Below are 14,882 nucleotides of genomic sequence, written 5' to 3'. Positions count from 1 at the left end.
TCGGTTCAGCGGCCAACCGCCAATGATCTCTGATGCCGGGCATGATACCCGTCCGGGCCGATCGGCATAGTGTTGAACGACTGCAGGCTGGCCAGCGTGGCGCTCGCCTGGCGGCTGGAAGGGTCCGGGCGCAGCGTCTGGCCTTCGAGCGCGTGCAGGTGCCCGGTGCGCAGGCAGGCGCGGGTCGCGTTGAGCATGCGGTAGAAGCGGAACGGCCCTTGCGCCGAGACCATCAGCATCGATTTGGTCGCCAGGCGCACCATGCAATCCATGATGCAGGGCCGGTCCAGAGTTGCGCATTGCAGCGCGCTGCAGGCCTGGTCGAGGGTGAAGCGCCCGTCCAGATCGGCCAGCAGGCGCAATACCGTGCGCTCTTCCTGATCGAGCAGCCGATAACTCCAGGCCAACGACGATTGCAGGGTCTGCTGACGCGGCGGCGCGGTGCGCAGGCTGGCCGAGAGCAGGTGAACGCTGTCGTCCAGGCTCTGGATCAGTTGAAACAGGCCCAGCGCGCAAGCGCGGGCGGCGGCCATTTCCAGCGCCAGCGGGATGCCGTCCAGACGGCGACAGGCCTCGCCGACCAGTTCGACGCTGTAATCGTCCAGCTCTGCGTCGCTGATCGTGGCGATCTGGCAGTCCAGCGCCCGCCAATGACGCAGAAACAGTTGCGCCGAGCCACTTTGCAAAATGGCCTGGCGATTGGCACAGGGTTCGGGGGACGACAGCGGCGGCACCCGCAGGCTGCGCTCGCCGGCAATGCGCAGTGGCTCGCGGCTGGTGGCCAGGATACGCACCGACGGCGCGCCGAGCAGCAGGTTTTGCGCAAGCTCGGCCACCTGATCGATCAGGTGCTCGCAGTTGTCGAGGATGATCAGGCCAGGGTGGCGCTCAAGATGTTCCACCAGCGCCTGCTGCAACGGCTGAGTGGGCGAAGGTTCGACCCCAAGGGAGGCAGCCAGCGCCTGGGCTGGCGATTCGCTGCTGTGCAATTGCGCCAGGGGCACGAAGCACACCGGCATGCCGCCGGCCGCCGTGTGGCCGGACTGCAGCCGCTGCCGACCGAGGGCCACGGCCAGGCTGGTCTTGCCGACCCCGCCCGGGCCGATCAGGGTGATCAGGGCGGCGCCGTCATTCAGCGCGGTGTCGATTTCATCCAGCAGAGGCTGGCGGTCCACCAGTTCGACCGCCGCTGGCAAACGCTGCGCGCCGAACGCCGGAGGTTGCACGGGGCATGCCTGAGACGACGTTTCGGCAACGCCGCCCTCGCCGCCCAGCAGCAGGTAACCGCGCCCCGGCACCGTGCGGATCAGGTCGCGGTCACTGCCCAGCGCCTTGCGCAGCGCCGAGATGTGCACCTGCAGGTTGTTTTCCTCGACCACCGTGTCCGGCCAGACCTGCTGCAGGATCTGCTCCTTGCTCACCAACTGGCCCTGATGCAGGACCAGAAGCTCGAGGATATCGAAGGCGCGAGTCCCCAGGCGCAGGGCGACACCGTCTTTGAAAACGTCCCGCAACTCCAGGGATACGCTGGCCTGACCGACGCTTATCATCTTGTTCACACATTCCTTTAAGTGGATAGGCACACCTTGATTTGCCGACCCCGCCTCCAGGCATTGCGCCCTTGAACCGGTACCACGCAGCTGATCCATTTGTATCGGTGCTTATATAAGCAGTAATGATTCGACATGGATATTACCTGTAGGGGTAGTGAGTTCGATATTGAGGCTTCTGACGCATTCGCGAGCAAGCTCACTCCCACTGGCTTTGAGTTGCTCCCCCCCTTGTGGGAGTGAGCTTGCTCACGAATGCTTTTGATCCTGAGCCTCTTCTGTTCTAGACAGCCCGCCTTCGGTGTCCCTACCATCCGCGCTGCTGTTTCGGTCTGCAACCCGCTAGCGGATATCGCCCATGTCGACAGTCGTTCCTCATTTCTCCCTGGCCTGGAGCCTGCTCTTGTTGTTGGCAGACGTCGTGGCCTGGCACCTGCTCGATGCACGAGGCCGCCTCGCCCAGGTCGGCGCCCGGCTGGGGTTTTTCGTGCTGTACAGCCTGGTGATCATCAATGCCGGGGTCAGCCCGCTGGAAGCCCCCAACTGGCCGGACGACAGCGCCATGCAGTTTGCCGCCACGGCGCTGGCGATCGTCTGGTGGGTCTACGCCGCCCGCACCCTGACCGTGGTGCTCGGCCTGCTGCTGACCGGGCGAGTGGGCCACAGCGGCCGCCTGCTGCAGGAAGTGATCGGCGCGGTGATCTTCCTGATCGCCATCGTCGCAGCGGCAGGTTACGTTCTGCAGTTGCCGGTCAAAGGCCTGCTGGCGACCTCCGGAGCGATGGCGATCATCGTCGGCCTGGCGTTGCAGAGCACCTTGAGCGACGTGTTCTCGGGGATCATCCTCAACACCACCAAGCCTTATCAGGTGGATGACTCGATCTCCATCGACGGCATGGAAGGCAAGGTCATGGACATCGACTGGCGCGCCACCCACCTGCTCACAGGGGTGGGCACCATGGTGGTGATTCCCAACTCGGTGGCGGCCAAGGCCAAAATCGTCAACCTGAGCCGCCCGGTGAACATCCACGGGGTGTCGATCACTATCATGATGTCGCCACACATCCGCCCGCGCCGGGTGCTCGATGCGCTGGAGCGCGCCTTGCAGGGCTGCAGCGCGCTGCTGCAGACACCTCGTGCGCGGGCCGTGGTCAAGGACACCAGCCCGACCACCATCGAATACGCCATGACCGGTTTCATCAGCGACCTGTCGACCAAGAGCGACGTGCGCAACCTGTTGTTCGACCTGGCGTACCGGCATCTGGAAGCGGCGGGCATCGCCTGGCAATCGGAAACCACCAGCGAAACCCTGTCGCGGCCCCGGGCATTGCTCGACGAGGTGAAGGTATTCCGCACCAGCACGCTGGACGAGAAGAACCAACTGGCCCAGACCATGGTCGCCCGCGAATACGCCGCCGGGCAGACCATCATCGAACTGGGCGAGGTCACCGACGGGTTGTACGTGATCGCCACCGGCGTGGTGTCGGCGAACATTCCCGATGGCAGCAATATGGTCGAAGCCGGACGCATGGGGCCCGGCGAGGTGATGGGCGAACAGAGCGTGCTGGATGACACCCCGTCCGAGGCGCGGTTCATTGCGATGACCTCGTGTGTGATCTACCGGATCGACAAGGCGGCGACCCGCAGTGCGATGGAGCAGCGGGTGGAGATCACCACGGCGCTGAACAAGTTGCAGGCGGTGAGGCAGCAGACCAGTCGGCATGTGTTGTTGCGCAAGCCGGTGGTGGTCAAGAAGAGCAATTTTCTGGGATGGCTCAAGAATCGCTAGCGCTTGGCTTTTTAGGATCTGGTGCTGGCTGCTGGATCGCGGTCTTATCTGGGTTCAGCGGCGGCGCTTGAATGTTCTGGCTAACGCCAGACCTGTTTCGACTTCGTCGAATCACGATCAAGAGCGCTCTTCCTAACGTCAGATCTGTTTCGACTTCGTCGAGTTACTTGAAAGGACCAAGTAACCAAGTCCCTATGCTCCTGGTTTGGGTCTGACTTCGTCAGACTTCCCTCACTCCGGCGATGCTCCGTGGGCCCGGCGCGAATGGGCCATCCATGGCCCCGCGCCTCGCGCGGCATCCTGCCGCTTGACCCACTCCACATCGCCTGCGTTCGGCCTGCACCCAAGTCGCGATTTGTATCGTCTGCGCGTTCTGTGTATGAAGATCAACGGCAACGGCACGGTACCACACTATCTGCCTTTGATTCTGCCCGAAGGGCGTAGGAGCGCAGCTTGCTCGCGATCTGGCGCGAAGCGGCAGTAAAACCATCCACTTTGGTCGTATCAGGCACACCGCGTGCACCGGATTTGCTGCCGCTTCGCGCCAGATCGCGAGCAAGCTGCGCTCCCACGGCCTGCGGCCAGAAGCAGATCAGCGACACAGCGTAAATCCCGTAACAGTCCAGCTTGCCGGACTACTACGGGGACGGCGTTAGCCGATCGCTTTGATTTGGCTTTTGATCTTCATACGCAATAGCCCAGACGACACAAAACGCGACTTGGGTGCAGGCTGAACGGAGGTCTCGCGCAGTGGGCCAAGCGGCATGGATGCCGCGCGAGGCGCGGGGCCATGGATGGCCCATTCGCGCCGGGCCCACGGAGCGGGACCGGAGTGAAGGTACCCGACGCAGGAGGGCCAAACCAGGAGCAGGACCCCTTGGTTACTTGGGGGTCTTTTCCAAGTAACTCGACGAAGTCGAAACAGGTCTGACGTTAGGAAGAACGCTCTTGATCTTGATCTTGACCTTGATCTTGAACACCCCAGGGACCGAACCTGAAACCCGCCCCCCGAGCCACCACCAAAATCAAGATTCCAGAAGCGCCCGCAACATCCACGCCGCCTTCTCATGCACCTGCATCCGCTGGGTCAGCAAATCCGCCGTCGGCTCATCGCTCACCTTCTCCAGCAGCGGGAAAAGCCCACGGGCCGTGCGCACCACCGCCTCCTGCCCTTGCACCAACTGCCGGATCATGTCCGAAGCCGCCGGCACGCCCGGCTCCTCCTCGATCGACGACAACCGCGCATAAGTCGAGTACGTCCCCGGCGCAGGAAAGCCCAAGGCGCGAATCCGTTCGGCGATCGCATCCACCGCCGTGGCCAGCTCCGTGTACTGCTCTTCGAACAACAGATGCAAGGTCCGGAACATCGGCCCGGTCACGTTCCAGTGGAAGTTATGGGTCTTGAGGTACAGCACGTAAGTATCAGAAATCAGCCGGGACAACCCCTCGACGATTTCTGCACGATCCTGTTGGTTGATACCGATTTCGATAGCCATGTCTTGCTCCCTTGGGTCTATGTAACTTTCTGTGTTGAGACCGATTCTAGGGAGCCCGACTCAATAGCAGAAATCACTCATGGCAATCGCAACCATCGACAACCGCTATGACTGAGTACGATCCGGCCGGGTCAGGCCCAGCTTGTCGATCCGATAGCGCAGCATGTCTCGGGTCAGGCCCAACAGGCGCGCAGACTTGGTGACGTTCCAGTCGGTCTTGTCCAGCACCTTGCGCACCATCTCGTTCTCGACCTCGGGCAGGTTCATGTTGCCCAGGCCCTCATCCGCCGCATGGGACTGCGGGTGCGCGGGCGGCGGCGTGTGGGAATTGGGCACCAGATGCGGCACGAACGGCGCCGGAGTCATGGGCTCGTCCATCAGGCTCATGCACAGGCCCAGCTGATGCGGCGCGATGCAATTGCCCTGGGTCAGCAGCACCGTCTGTTCGAGCATGTTGCGCAGTTCACGCACGTTGCCGGGCCAGCTGTAGCTGCGCAGCAGGTGTTCGGCGTCGTTACTGAAATACAGGTCCGGCTTGCCGTAGCGCTTGCCGTGCAGTTGCAGGAAATGCCGGGCCAGGCGGATCACGTCGTCGCCACGGGCCTGCAGGCGCGGCACCTTGATCGAAATGATGCGCAGGCGGAAGAACAGGTCGCGGCGGAATTTGCCCTGCTGCACCATCTGTTCGAGGTTGCAGTTGGTGGCGCTGATGATCCGCAGGTCGACCTTGCGCTCCTTCACCGAGCCGATCCGGCGCACGGTGCGGTCTTCCAGCAGTTTGAGCAGCTTGGCCTGCAGCAGCAGGTCCATTTCGCCCACTTCATCGAGGAACAGCGTGCCGCCGTCGGCCGCTTCGACCAGGCCGGTGCGGCGGTCCTTGGCATCGGTGAAGGCGCCTTTTTCATGGCCGAACAGTTCGGCTTCGATCAGGTGCGCCGGGATCGACGCACAGTTGAATTCCACGAACGGCCCCTTGCTGCGCGGCCCATCGAAATGCAGGGCGCGGGCGATCAGTTCCTTGCCGGTGCCGGTGTCGCCTTCGACCAGTACCGGCGGCAGATCGCTGCTGGTCATGCGCCGTTCGGCGTCGAGCAGCTGGGTGACCACGCCCTTGACCGTCATCATCGCCGGCGAGTCGCCGATCAGCGCCTGCAGCCCGGAGTGCTTGGCTTCGCGGTCCTGGTAGAACGACAGGGTTCGCTCCAGGCGCTCGGCGGCCAGGGCCTTGTCCAGCAACAGCTTGAGTTCCGGAAGCGCCACGGGCTTGGTCAGGTAATGAAACGCGCCCTCCTTCATCGCCGTGACGGCATCTTCGATGTTGCCGTAGCCGGTCATCATGATCAGCTTCAGGTCCGGCGCGCTTTCCTTCAAGGCGTTGATCAGCTCGTGGCCGCTCATGCCCGGCAGCGAGTTGTCGGTCAGGACCACGTCAGGCCGCCAGGTCTGCAGCGTCTTGAGCGCTTCCTCGGCCGAATGACAGACCCGCGCTTCGAAATCCCGGCGCTCCAGGTAGGTCTGGATATTACTGGCCAGGAGCTCGTCGTCTTCAACCACCAGTATGCTGTGTTCCATCGAGTCCCCCTCCTGCCGCAATTTTGAACGTCAGCTTCACGCGAGTGCCTTCCTGCTCCCGGCTGGTCAGCGAGACCTTGCCGGCGAAGCGCTCCATGATCCGCTTGACCAGTACCAATCCGACGCCAAGCCCACCCTGTTTGGTGGTGAAGAATGGCTTGAACACCATCGCCTCCTGCTGGCGCGACATGCCTTTGCCGTTGTCGGCAACGGTGAGGTAAACCCGCCCGCGAGCAGGCTCGGCCTCGATGTCGATCACCAATTTGCCGTCCTTGGTCATCGCCTCCAGGGCGTTGGCCATCAGGCTGTTGAGAATCTGCGCCAGCAAAATGCGCTGGCTGATCACCATCGGTACCGGCGGCGGCGCAAACTCGACTTCGATGTTGGCGCGACGTATCTGCGGCTCGTAGGACTGCAAGACATCCTGCATGCACGACACCACATCCACCGCCTCGGACTCGCCGCTGATGGGTCGCAACGACAGAAGCAATTCGCGTACCCACTTCGACATACGGTCGACCTGGTTGATGATGTCGTTGATGTTCTTCTGCGCCGCAGGATCGACCACTTCCAGGGCCAGTTCGGCGCTGGAGCGGATGGTCGCCAGGGGGTTGCGCAGGCTGTGGGCGACCGCCGACGACATCTCGCCCAGGGCTGCGAATTTCTCGCTGTTGATCAACTGGCGCTGCTGGAACTCCAGCAGCCTCGAAGCCCTGCGCACGATCCAGAACAGGCCCAGGTAAATGAGCATGCCGCCTATGCCGGTGGACACCCAGATCACCACGTAGCCGCGCTCGATACTGGCGATCAGGTCCTTGGGTTCCTTGTAGATTTCGACGATGGCCAGCACGTCTTTTTCTTCGGCGTCGAACAGCGGGATGTAGTTCTCTATAAAGAGGTAATCGGGCGGGTTGAGAAACTTCTGTTCGTTCTGCCGGCGCTGGGTTTCATGGTGGGCGGTGCCGGTGCGCTGACGCGAGTGGAACGCGGCTTCCAGGTCGTCGTTGCCCAGGATCGCCTTGCCGATCAGCGCCGGATTGGTCGACCAGATGATCACCCGGTCAGGAGCATAGACGTTGACCAGCAAGGCATCCGGCAAGGAAGAAATGTGGTCGAGAAACTCGTCCCGGGACTGACGTCGCACTTCCGGATCAACATCGGCCACGGGCAGATCGCGCCGGGTATCGAGCAACTCGCCCATCGTCCGACTGGTCGGAATTTGCGCATGTCGAATCTCCGCCGAGGCGATGGCGTGGACGAATTGCGAGGTCAACAGAGAATCGCGCTGCACCGCCTCGCTGACCACGAAACGGGTGGAAATCAGGCCCAGCCCGATGGCGACCGAAGCGATGACCAACAGACTGACTATGGAGAACCAACGCAACAGGTTGAAGGGAGGCCGAGGCTTTTTTTCGATTTCTTTGATGCTGGCTTGGGTCAGCATTTCACTGCGTCCTATCGATCCCATGACCACCGTCCCGCACACTCTTTTTTTGTCGGTATAGCGTAAGCGGCGACTTTGCGACAGCAGCAATTTCATTAGCTTGCGCAGCATTTGCCATCATAAAGCCACCACTGCACATGACCGTTCGGCGCTTAGTCCCTGATCGGCAAAGCAGTTTTCAGAAAAACATTGAACTTTGTTGAACGCTAACCGTCCGTCCGACTTTTTCCGCCTGCACCCATCATGGTCTTCCCCAGCCTTTCCCCAACTCTGGGGAGGGCGCCCCACTCAACCCTTGTCTCACCGGCGAAACGCCGCTCTTCACCCGCCTTTCTCGCATCAATAATCGTTACCAATCAACGAGTTAAGCGATGTTTACGGTTTCTGGTACAGAAGTTGCGCCACAGCTCTCAGCCTCCTGGAACCGACGCTCCGTCCGAACCATGCCAGAGGCTCGGTTCATTGCGAGAGGGAAGACAAATGCCCAGCAAACTGACCCACGCCGTAACGTTGCTGTCATTGATCGCAGCGATTCACGGTTCCGCCCAGGCCGCGTTGGTTAAAGTCGATCCAGGCCCTTACAGTCCGCAGATCGGCAATTTCGCGTCCTGGTATCAAGATACCCATGGCCGCACGCTGTCCCTGTGCCTGACCAAAGCCTTGAGTTCGCGTGTTCCTTCGACCCCTGGGGTTCCGTCTTACATGTGCACCCTGGCGGTCGCCGCAGGTGTGTTCGACGACACCCAACCGATGGTCTTCCCCACCAACTTCCCCGACGAGGCCTTCTGGTTCCTCGCCGATGCGGCCATTCCCAATCCGGGGGCAGGCCCCAATAACGGGATCGATCTGAGATACGTCGCCGCACTGGAAGCGGCTTTCAGCGGCGGCGATCCCAAGCAGGGAGACCAGATCAGCTTTGCGCGGATTCGCGTGCGTGTCGATGTGCCGGTAGCCGGTACCTACACCATCACGCACCCCTATGGCGTTGAGGTGTTTCAGGTCGACACCCCCGGCACTAAAGCCATCAATATGACCCGCGACATTGGCATCGGCGTGCCCATGACCTTCACCGATGCGCTCAATGGAGACGTCGGGCCGTTCCTGCGTAGCGTCAATGGACCGTATACCGAAACCGATCCGGCTACAGGTCAGAGTGATCAATATGTCGGTGATCCAAACCTCACCGAAGCGGTCACCGGCAGTCCGTTCAATACCAATTTCGTGCGCATCGAAGGCCCCAACGGTATCGACATCCGCACAAACGTCTTCAACGTTACCGGGAAACTGTCGACCGTCGTGCTGCCGACGCCGCAGATCATCCAGCGTGCGACCTACTCACGCAGCAACGGCGGCACGGGTACGACCGGTGTTCAGGCGCAGCAGGATGTGTTCTCCCTGGCGCCGCCGCCCCCTGGCACGTCGCAATTCGTCGACACCTCCACCGCTACCGTGCCCATGACCGAAGCCAATGGCACGGGCAGCTGGTACGGGCAATCCACGGCGAACCCGACGCTGCCTGCCACGCTGCAGGTCACCGCAGACAACCACGTGGCGATCCCCACCAGCACCCCGACGACCTTGCCACACGGGCTTACCGACCTGATCAGCATCAATACCGCCACCTATAGCCTGACGTCCGGACAGCTTTCGCTTTCGGCAACCTCCAGTGACGCCACCACGGCGATCACCATGACGGCCACCGGCAGCTCCGGCGGCGCCATCGGCACCCTGGGTGGCGACGGCGCAACCAAAGCTCTGACCACCACCATATCGCCCATCCCACCGGCGAAGGTCACGGTGACTTCATCCAATGGCGGCAGCGATACCGAAGAAGTGGTGATCATTCCCTGATCCTGACCACTCCTTGCACTCGAATCTGGAGGCAACATGAAAAGTTGGCCAAGTCTGATTTTCGGCGCCATGAGTCTGATCGCAGCGAGTGAGGCGGCATTTGCCGGGCTCGATGCCGTGGACCCTGGGCCTTATACCGTCGCCACAGGACGTTTCCCGCAGTGGTACAGAGATGCGCCGCTGCCCCCGCCAGGCTCACCGCCGTTGACGGGCGGGATCGAGCTTGAGCTGTGCCAGTCCCGCGCAGTGAGCTCGCGAGTCGCCGCCACTGTGCCACCGGCGTACATGTGTACCCTGGGCGCAGTCCCCGGCCTGTACGACGATGCGTTCCCGATGGTTTATCCAGATAATTTCCCGGATGAAATGTTCTGGTATCTGTTGCAGGCGCAATTGCGCACCAACACCAGCCCCATCGCCGGCTACGGCCTGGAAATCTACACAGCGGGTGTGGAAGCGGCCTTCGCGACAGATCCTCCCACCGACGGCTCGCAACAGAGCTTCGCGCGCATTCGCATGCGTATCGACATCCCTGCCGGCAGGCCCGGGCGCTACACCGTCACTCACCCCTATGGCGTAGACACGTTCGACGTGACCACCACCGGGCGGCGCGCGATCAACATGACCCGTGACATCGGTATCGGTGCGGCGGGTGATTTCAGTGGCGCGCTCACTGGCGACCTGGGTCCATGGGTCAAGGGCATCGGAGCTCCATACACCGAAACCGACCCGGAAACCGGCGTCAGCAACACCTACATTGGCGACCCGAACGTACCGGAGCCGGTAACAGGCAGCCCGTTCGGGACCAACTTCGTGAGAATCGAAGGACCGGCGGGCACCATCACCCAGAACCTTTTCACCGTCAGCGGCAAGGTGCGCGATCCGAGGGTACAAACCCCGGTTGAAGTCAGACGCGGAACGTACAGCCGCAATGGTTCGGGTACTCGCATCGAACTGTTCGCCTCATCCCCCAACAGCTCGGCGCTGTGCTATCGCGATACCCTTGCACTGGTACCGGGCACGCCGCCTTCGCCTTGCCAGTTCAACATGATCAGCGATAACAACGGCAGTTTCTTCGTGGCCCGCACGACCACAACCCTGCCACCGTTCCTGATCCTCACCGCAACCAATCCGACCGGCACCACCAAGCCGACGGCAGTCTCCAGCAAGCTGATCGACGTGGTGAAAATCCGCACCGCTCGCTACACCTGGGACAACCACACGCTGACGCTGGAAGCCGCCTCCAGTGACGAAACATCCATCCCGGATCTCGTCGCACAAGGGTTCGGACGGCTGTCCAAGACCGGCACACTGCAACAGTTGACCGTGCCTAATCTGAACCAGCCACCGGCGTTCGTCACCATCAAGTCCGCCCGTGGTGGCAGTGACACCGAGCCAGTGACCGTATTGGGCACCGCGCCGAACACCGGCCCCAACCAGCCACCGGTTCCCGTCAACGACACCGGCAGCACTGGCTTCGGCGTCCCTGTGACCCTGAGCGTGCTGACCAACGATGGCGACCCGGACGGCGACCTGCCGCTGACCATCAGCGACCTGACCCAACCGGCGACTGGCCAGGGCACCGTTGCGCTGAGCGGCACCACGTCGATCGTCTACACCCCGCCTGCCGTGGTCAACGCGCCGCTCACTGCGACCTTCACCTACAAGGCCGTGGACAGCAAAGGCCTGAAGTCGACAACCGCAGCCACTGTCAGCGTCACCGTGACGCCTAACCGTCCACCGGTTGCCGGTGCCGACACGGGCGCCACCCTGGCCGGCAGTCCACTGGTGGTCAACGTGCTGGCCAACGACACCGACCCTGAAGGCAACGTGCCGCTGAGCGTGACCAACCTGACCCAGCCTGCTGTCGGACGCGGAACCGTGACCACCAACGGCACCACCGTGACCTACACGCCACCGGCCACCATCACCGCGCCGTTCACCGCGACGTTCACCTACCAGGCCGCAGACTCCTTCGGCGCCCTGTCGACACCTGCCACGGTCAACATTTCGGTCACCGCGCCTCCGGCCGGCGCCGAGACGCTGACCATCACCTCGGCGGCAGTACAGGTCCGTGGCGGTGGCGCGCTGTTCAGCTGGGACATCTCGGGTACCAGTTCGGTGACCACGGGTAACACCATCGTGATCACCGTGACCACACCGACTGGCGTGCAGGAACTCGATCGCGTGACCGTACCGGTGACCGGTCGCTGGAGAAGCTCGGTGGTCAACACCATCGCGCCTCGGGCCACCAACCCGACCGCCACCGCCACCTCGTCCAAAGGCACGGTGCGGACACTGCCGATCACCGTTCGTTGATGCAGTACGGCTCGCCTGCGTGAAGACGCAGGCGGGCTGAACGTCGCCAGGCGCCACTGGCGCCCGGGGACAGGAGAACACCATGTCACTGATTCACGGTCGTTCGCTGTTCGGTCATCCCGCCATCCTGTGCTGCGTGCTGGCACTGGCGATGTTCTGTCTGTCGGCGCAGGCCGACGAGTTGACGGGCGGTGACGAACTGGGCGGCGGCTCCGAACTCGGTGCCCCGGTCAGCTTTCCGGGCGGGACATTCGTCGGCGGCCAGATCGCGTCGATCCTGCAACAGGGCAACGCCAACGTCGCCAACCTGTCGCAGAACGGCACCTCGCTGGTCGGCAACATCGTCCAGGTCGGCAGTGCGCAGGAGGCGTTCATCCTGCAACAAGGCAGCGACCTCACTGCGTACATCAATCAACAGGGTTCGGGTAACCAGGCGCGGATCACGCAATCCGGCTCGGACAACCAGGCAGCAATCACGCAACGCGGCGCCAACAACAGCGCCAGTATCGAACAGGCAGGCAGCGGGCTGCAGAGCAGCATCAGTCAGTCTGGAAATGGCCAGAGCGTAGAAGTTCGTCAAGTCCGTTGACGCGCTCGACACCTCGGCAACTTACCATCAGGAGGTCTACATCATGTTCAAACTCACCCCTGTCGCTGCTGCGGTTCTGGTCATGGTCACTGGCCATGCGATGGCTGCCAACAGCCTCTCGAGTCAGTACCAGCAAGGAAGCGGCAACATCGCCGATGTGCAACAGGTCAATGCCAGCTTCGCGTCGGTGCAGCAAGTGCAGATCGGCGACGGCAACGACACGGCCGCCTACCAGGAGCAGACCAACTCGAAGATCGATCAACTGCAGCAAGGCAACCAGAACGGTGCCTACGGCGAGCAGCTGTTCGAGACCGACAGCAAGATCACCCAGCGCCAGTACGACCAGCGCAACACCACCCACGCCAGCCAGTCGCTGGGTGTCGGCAACCAGATCACCACCCGACAGTCGGGTAACGACAACTTTGCCTTTGCCTATCAGGACAGCCAACTGGGCAGCATCATCAACATCGAACAGAGCGGCAGCGGCAACCAGGCGTGGTCAGAGCAATTCAATGGCGGCGCCGGCAACAATGCCCAGGTGTTCCAGGCGGGTGACCGCAACCAGGGAACCACCGAACAGGTCGAGCACTACAACGGGCAGATCCAGCTCAACCAGAACGGCAACGACAACTACGCTTACACCGATCAGCGCTACGGCAACGGCGGCTCGATCAATGTCGAGCAGAATGGCAATTTCAACAGCAGCCAGTCGTTCCAGGACACCCAGAACGACAGTCACTCCAGCCTGATCCAGACCGGTACCTTCAACGAAGGTGTGCTGGACCAGTACCAGGGCGCGCTGAACACCATCGCCATGGTGCAGTGGGGTAACCGCAACGCCGCCAGCGTGGCGCAGTACAACGTCACCAACAGCGTGAGCAACGTCTATCAGAACGGCAACGACAACCTGCACTACAGCTCGCAGAAAGGCACCGGGCATTCCTTCACTTCGTCGGCCACAGGTTCCGGCAACAAGATCCAGGCCAGCGAGTTTGAAGGCGCGCGGCTGGGTGGTCAGTTCGGGGTGGGTCAGACAGCGTTCCTCAATCAGAACGGCAACGGCAACGCCATCAACATGAAGCAGGACGGCGTGGCCAACCTGACCAATCTGAAGCAGGACGGCAACCGCAACGATGCCAAGACCACTCAGAACGATAACTACAACGAGCTGTACTTTGAACAGAACGGCAGCGACAACATCCTGATCGCCGATCAGCGCGGCGACTCCAACTATGCGCAGGGCACAAGCTTCGGTAACGGCAACAGCACCGATCTGACGCAATCGGGCAGTGACAACCAGTCGTATACCTCGCAGAACGGCAATGGCAACGAGATTGTGGTCAAGCAGGCTGACAGCTACAACGTGGCGTATGTGAGCCAGACCGGCAACCTGAACCAGGCCAATGTGAACCAGAGTGCGACCAACCAGGCGGCGAGCATTACCCAAGTGGGTAATTCGAACCAGGCGACGGTGCATCAGCAGTAGGGTTTTCGTTGTGTCTAGAGCCGCCGCAAGGCGGCTTTTTTATGGGCTTGCGGTGGATGTGGATTTGGGTTTGTTAACGTGAAAAGCAGACTTTTGTGGGTTCGCCGGGTTGTGGGCATATCCGTTTCTTCGGTCAAGGCGGCTTATGGTTCCGCCCTTACGGCGGGTCACTTTTGGCAAACGCCCCAAAAGTAACCAAAAAGTCTAGCTCCTGGTTTGGGTCCTCCTTCGTCGGACTACCTTCATTCCGGTCCCGCTCCGTGGGCCCGGCGCGAACGGGCCATCCATGGCCCCGCGCCTCGCGCGGCATCCTGCCGCTTGACCCACTCCGCGAGACCTCCATTCAGCCTGCACCCAAGTCGCGTTTTGTGGTGTCTGAACTTTTTGTGCACAAAGATCAAAAGCAACGGCAACGGCAACGGCAACGGCAACGGCAACGGCAACGGCAACGGCAACGGCAACGGCAACGGCTTGATGTTGTGCGATCTGCTCTAGATTCTGGCCGGAGGCCGTAGGAGCGCAGCTTGCTCGCGATCTGCCGCGCAGCGGCAGCAAACGCTGTGCACGCGGTCTTCCTGACACGGCCAAGGCGCCTGATTTTACTGCCGCTTCGCGCCAGATCGCGAGCAAGCTGCGCTCCTACGCCCTCCGGGCAGAAACCGATCGTGCAAACAACGCAATCCCGTAGCAGCACGGCTTGCCGGCGGTCTGGCGCGTAGCGGCAGTAAAATCGGGCGACCTGGCCGTGTCAGGTACACCGCGTGCACAGGGTTTGCTGCCGCTTCGGTC

General features: G+C 61.9%; 9 protein-coding genes. 5 read left to right on the top strand and 4 right to left on the bottom strand.

The annotated features are described in order from the left end of the window. Positions 1-5: 5 nt before the first annotated feature. Positions 6-1,550: an ATP-binding protein gene (locus AC1MEK_RS14715; RefSeq protein ID WP_480397038.1), complete on the bottom strand. Its 1,545-nt coding sequence runs from the start codon at positions 1,548-1,550 to the stop codon at positions 6-8. A gap of 358 nt (positions 1,551-1,908) precedes the next feature. Here AC1MEK_RS14715 and AC1MEK_RS14710 point away from each other — a divergent pair, with 358 nt between their 5' ends. Further along, positions 1,909-3,339 carry a cyclic nucleotide-binding domain-containing protein gene (locus AC1MEK_RS14710; protein WP_480397005.1) on the top strand — a complete coding sequence of 477 codons (1,431 nt, stop codon included), beginning with the start codon at positions 1,909-1,911 and terminating at the stop codon, positions 3,337-3,339. Between the two features lie 1,025 nt (positions 3,340-4,364). On the opposite strand, the gene AC1MEK_RS14705 is transcribed toward AC1MEK_RS14710, so the two are convergent. The 3 genes from AC1MEK_RS14705 to AC1MEK_RS14695 all read right to left on the bottom strand — a co-directional run bounded on the left by AC1MEK_RS14705 (position 4,365) and on the right by AC1MEK_RS14695 (position 7,851). Beyond that, positions 4,365-4,835: a Dps family protein gene (locus AC1MEK_RS14705; RefSeq protein ID WP_480397004.1), complete on the bottom strand. Its 471-nt coding sequence runs from the start codon at positions 4,833-4,835 to the stop codon at positions 4,365-4,367. 105 nt (positions 4,836-4,940) lie between these two features. Further along, positions 4,941-6,407, bottom strand: coding sequence for a sigma-54-dependent transcriptional regulator (locus AC1MEK_RS14700; protein ID WP_480397003.1), 1,467 nt, complete (start codon positions 6,405-6,407; stop codon positions 4,941-4,943). Then, complete coding sequence (locus AC1MEK_RS14695) at positions 6,382-7,851, bottom strand: sensor histidine kinase (RefSeq protein ID WP_480397002.1); 1,470 nt, start codon at positions 7,849-7,851, stop codon at positions 6,382-6,384. The genes AC1MEK_RS14700 and AC1MEK_RS14695 overlap by 26 nt, the downstream gene beginning before the upstream one ends. Before the next feature lie 480 nt (positions 7,852-8,331). On the opposite strand from AC1MEK_RS14695, the gene AC1MEK_RS14690 reads away from it, so the two are divergent. From AC1MEK_RS14690 to AC1MEK_RS14675, 4 genes are all read left to right on the top strand, one after another. Then, on the top strand, positions 8,332-9,702 hold the full coding sequence (locus tag AC1MEK_RS14690) for a hypothetical protein (RefSeq protein ID WP_480397001.1): 1,371 nt from the start codon (positions 8,332-8,334) through the stop codon (positions 9,700-9,702). A gap of 36 nt (positions 9,703-9,738) precedes the next feature. Continuing rightward, on the top strand, positions 9,739-12,018 hold the full coding sequence (locus AC1MEK_RS14685) for an Ig-like domain-containing protein (RefSeq protein ID WP_480397000.1): 2,280 nt from the start codon (positions 9,739-9,741) through the stop codon (positions 12,016-12,018). An 82-nt stretch (positions 12,019-12,100) separates the two neighbouring features. Beyond that, a complete protein-coding gene (locus AC1MEK_RS14680) occupies positions 12,101-12,607 on the top strand; it encodes a curlin (protein ID WP_480396999.1) in 507 nt (168 codons plus the stop codon). Positions 12,608-12,650: 43 nt separating this feature from the next. Beyond that, positions 12,651-14,093: a curlin gene (locus AC1MEK_RS14675; protein WP_480396998.1), complete on the top strand. Its 1,443-nt coding sequence runs from the start codon at positions 12,651-12,653 to the stop codon at positions 14,091-14,093. Positions 14,094-14,882: the final 789 nt, after the last annotated feature.

It is taken from the genome of Pseudomonas sp. 2 (assembly GCF_056627435.1).
The sequence above is the reverse complement of the archived record's forward strand: the minus strand, read 5'-3'. Positions and strand labels throughout refer to the sequence as shown.

What these genes read in the sequence shown, in the direction of transcription:
- AC1MEK_RS14715 (WP_480397038.1), bottom strand. Translation starts at nt 1,550, where the DNA reads ATGATAAGCGTCGGTCAGGCCAGCGTATCCCTGGAGTTGCGGGACGTT.
- AC1MEK_RS14710 (WP_480397005.1), top strand. Translation starts at nt 1,909, where the DNA reads ATGTCGACAGTCGTTCCTCATTTCTCCCTGGCCTGGAGCCTGCTCTTG.
- AC1MEK_RS14705 (WP_480397004.1), bottom strand. Translation starts at nt 4,835, where the DNA reads ATGGCTATCGAAATCGGTATCAACCAACAGGATCGTGCAGAAATCGTC.
- AC1MEK_RS14700 (WP_480397003.1), bottom strand. Translation starts at nt 6,407, where the DNA reads ATGGAACACAGCATACTGGTGGTTGAAGACGACGAGCTCCTGGCCAGT.
- AC1MEK_RS14695 (WP_480397002.1), bottom strand. Translation starts at nt 7,851, where the DNA reads ATGCTGACCCAAGCCAGCATCAAAGAAATCGAAAAAAAGCCTCGGCCT.
- AC1MEK_RS14690 (WP_480397001.1), top strand. Translation starts at nt 8,332, where the DNA reads ATGCCCAGCAAACTGACCCACGCCGTAACGTTGCTGTCATTGATCGCA.
- AC1MEK_RS14685 (WP_480397000.1), top strand. Translation starts at nt 9,739, where the DNA reads ATGAAAAGTTGGCCAAGTCTGATTTTCGGCGCCATGAGTCTGATCGCA.
- AC1MEK_RS14680 (WP_480396999.1), top strand. Translation starts at nt 12,101, where the DNA reads ATGTCACTGATTCACGGTCGTTCGCTGTTCGGTCATCCCGCCATCCTG.
- AC1MEK_RS14675 (WP_480396998.1), top strand. Translation starts at nt 12,651, where the DNA reads ATGTTCAAACTCACCCCTGTCGCTGCTGCGGTTCTGGTCATGGTCACT.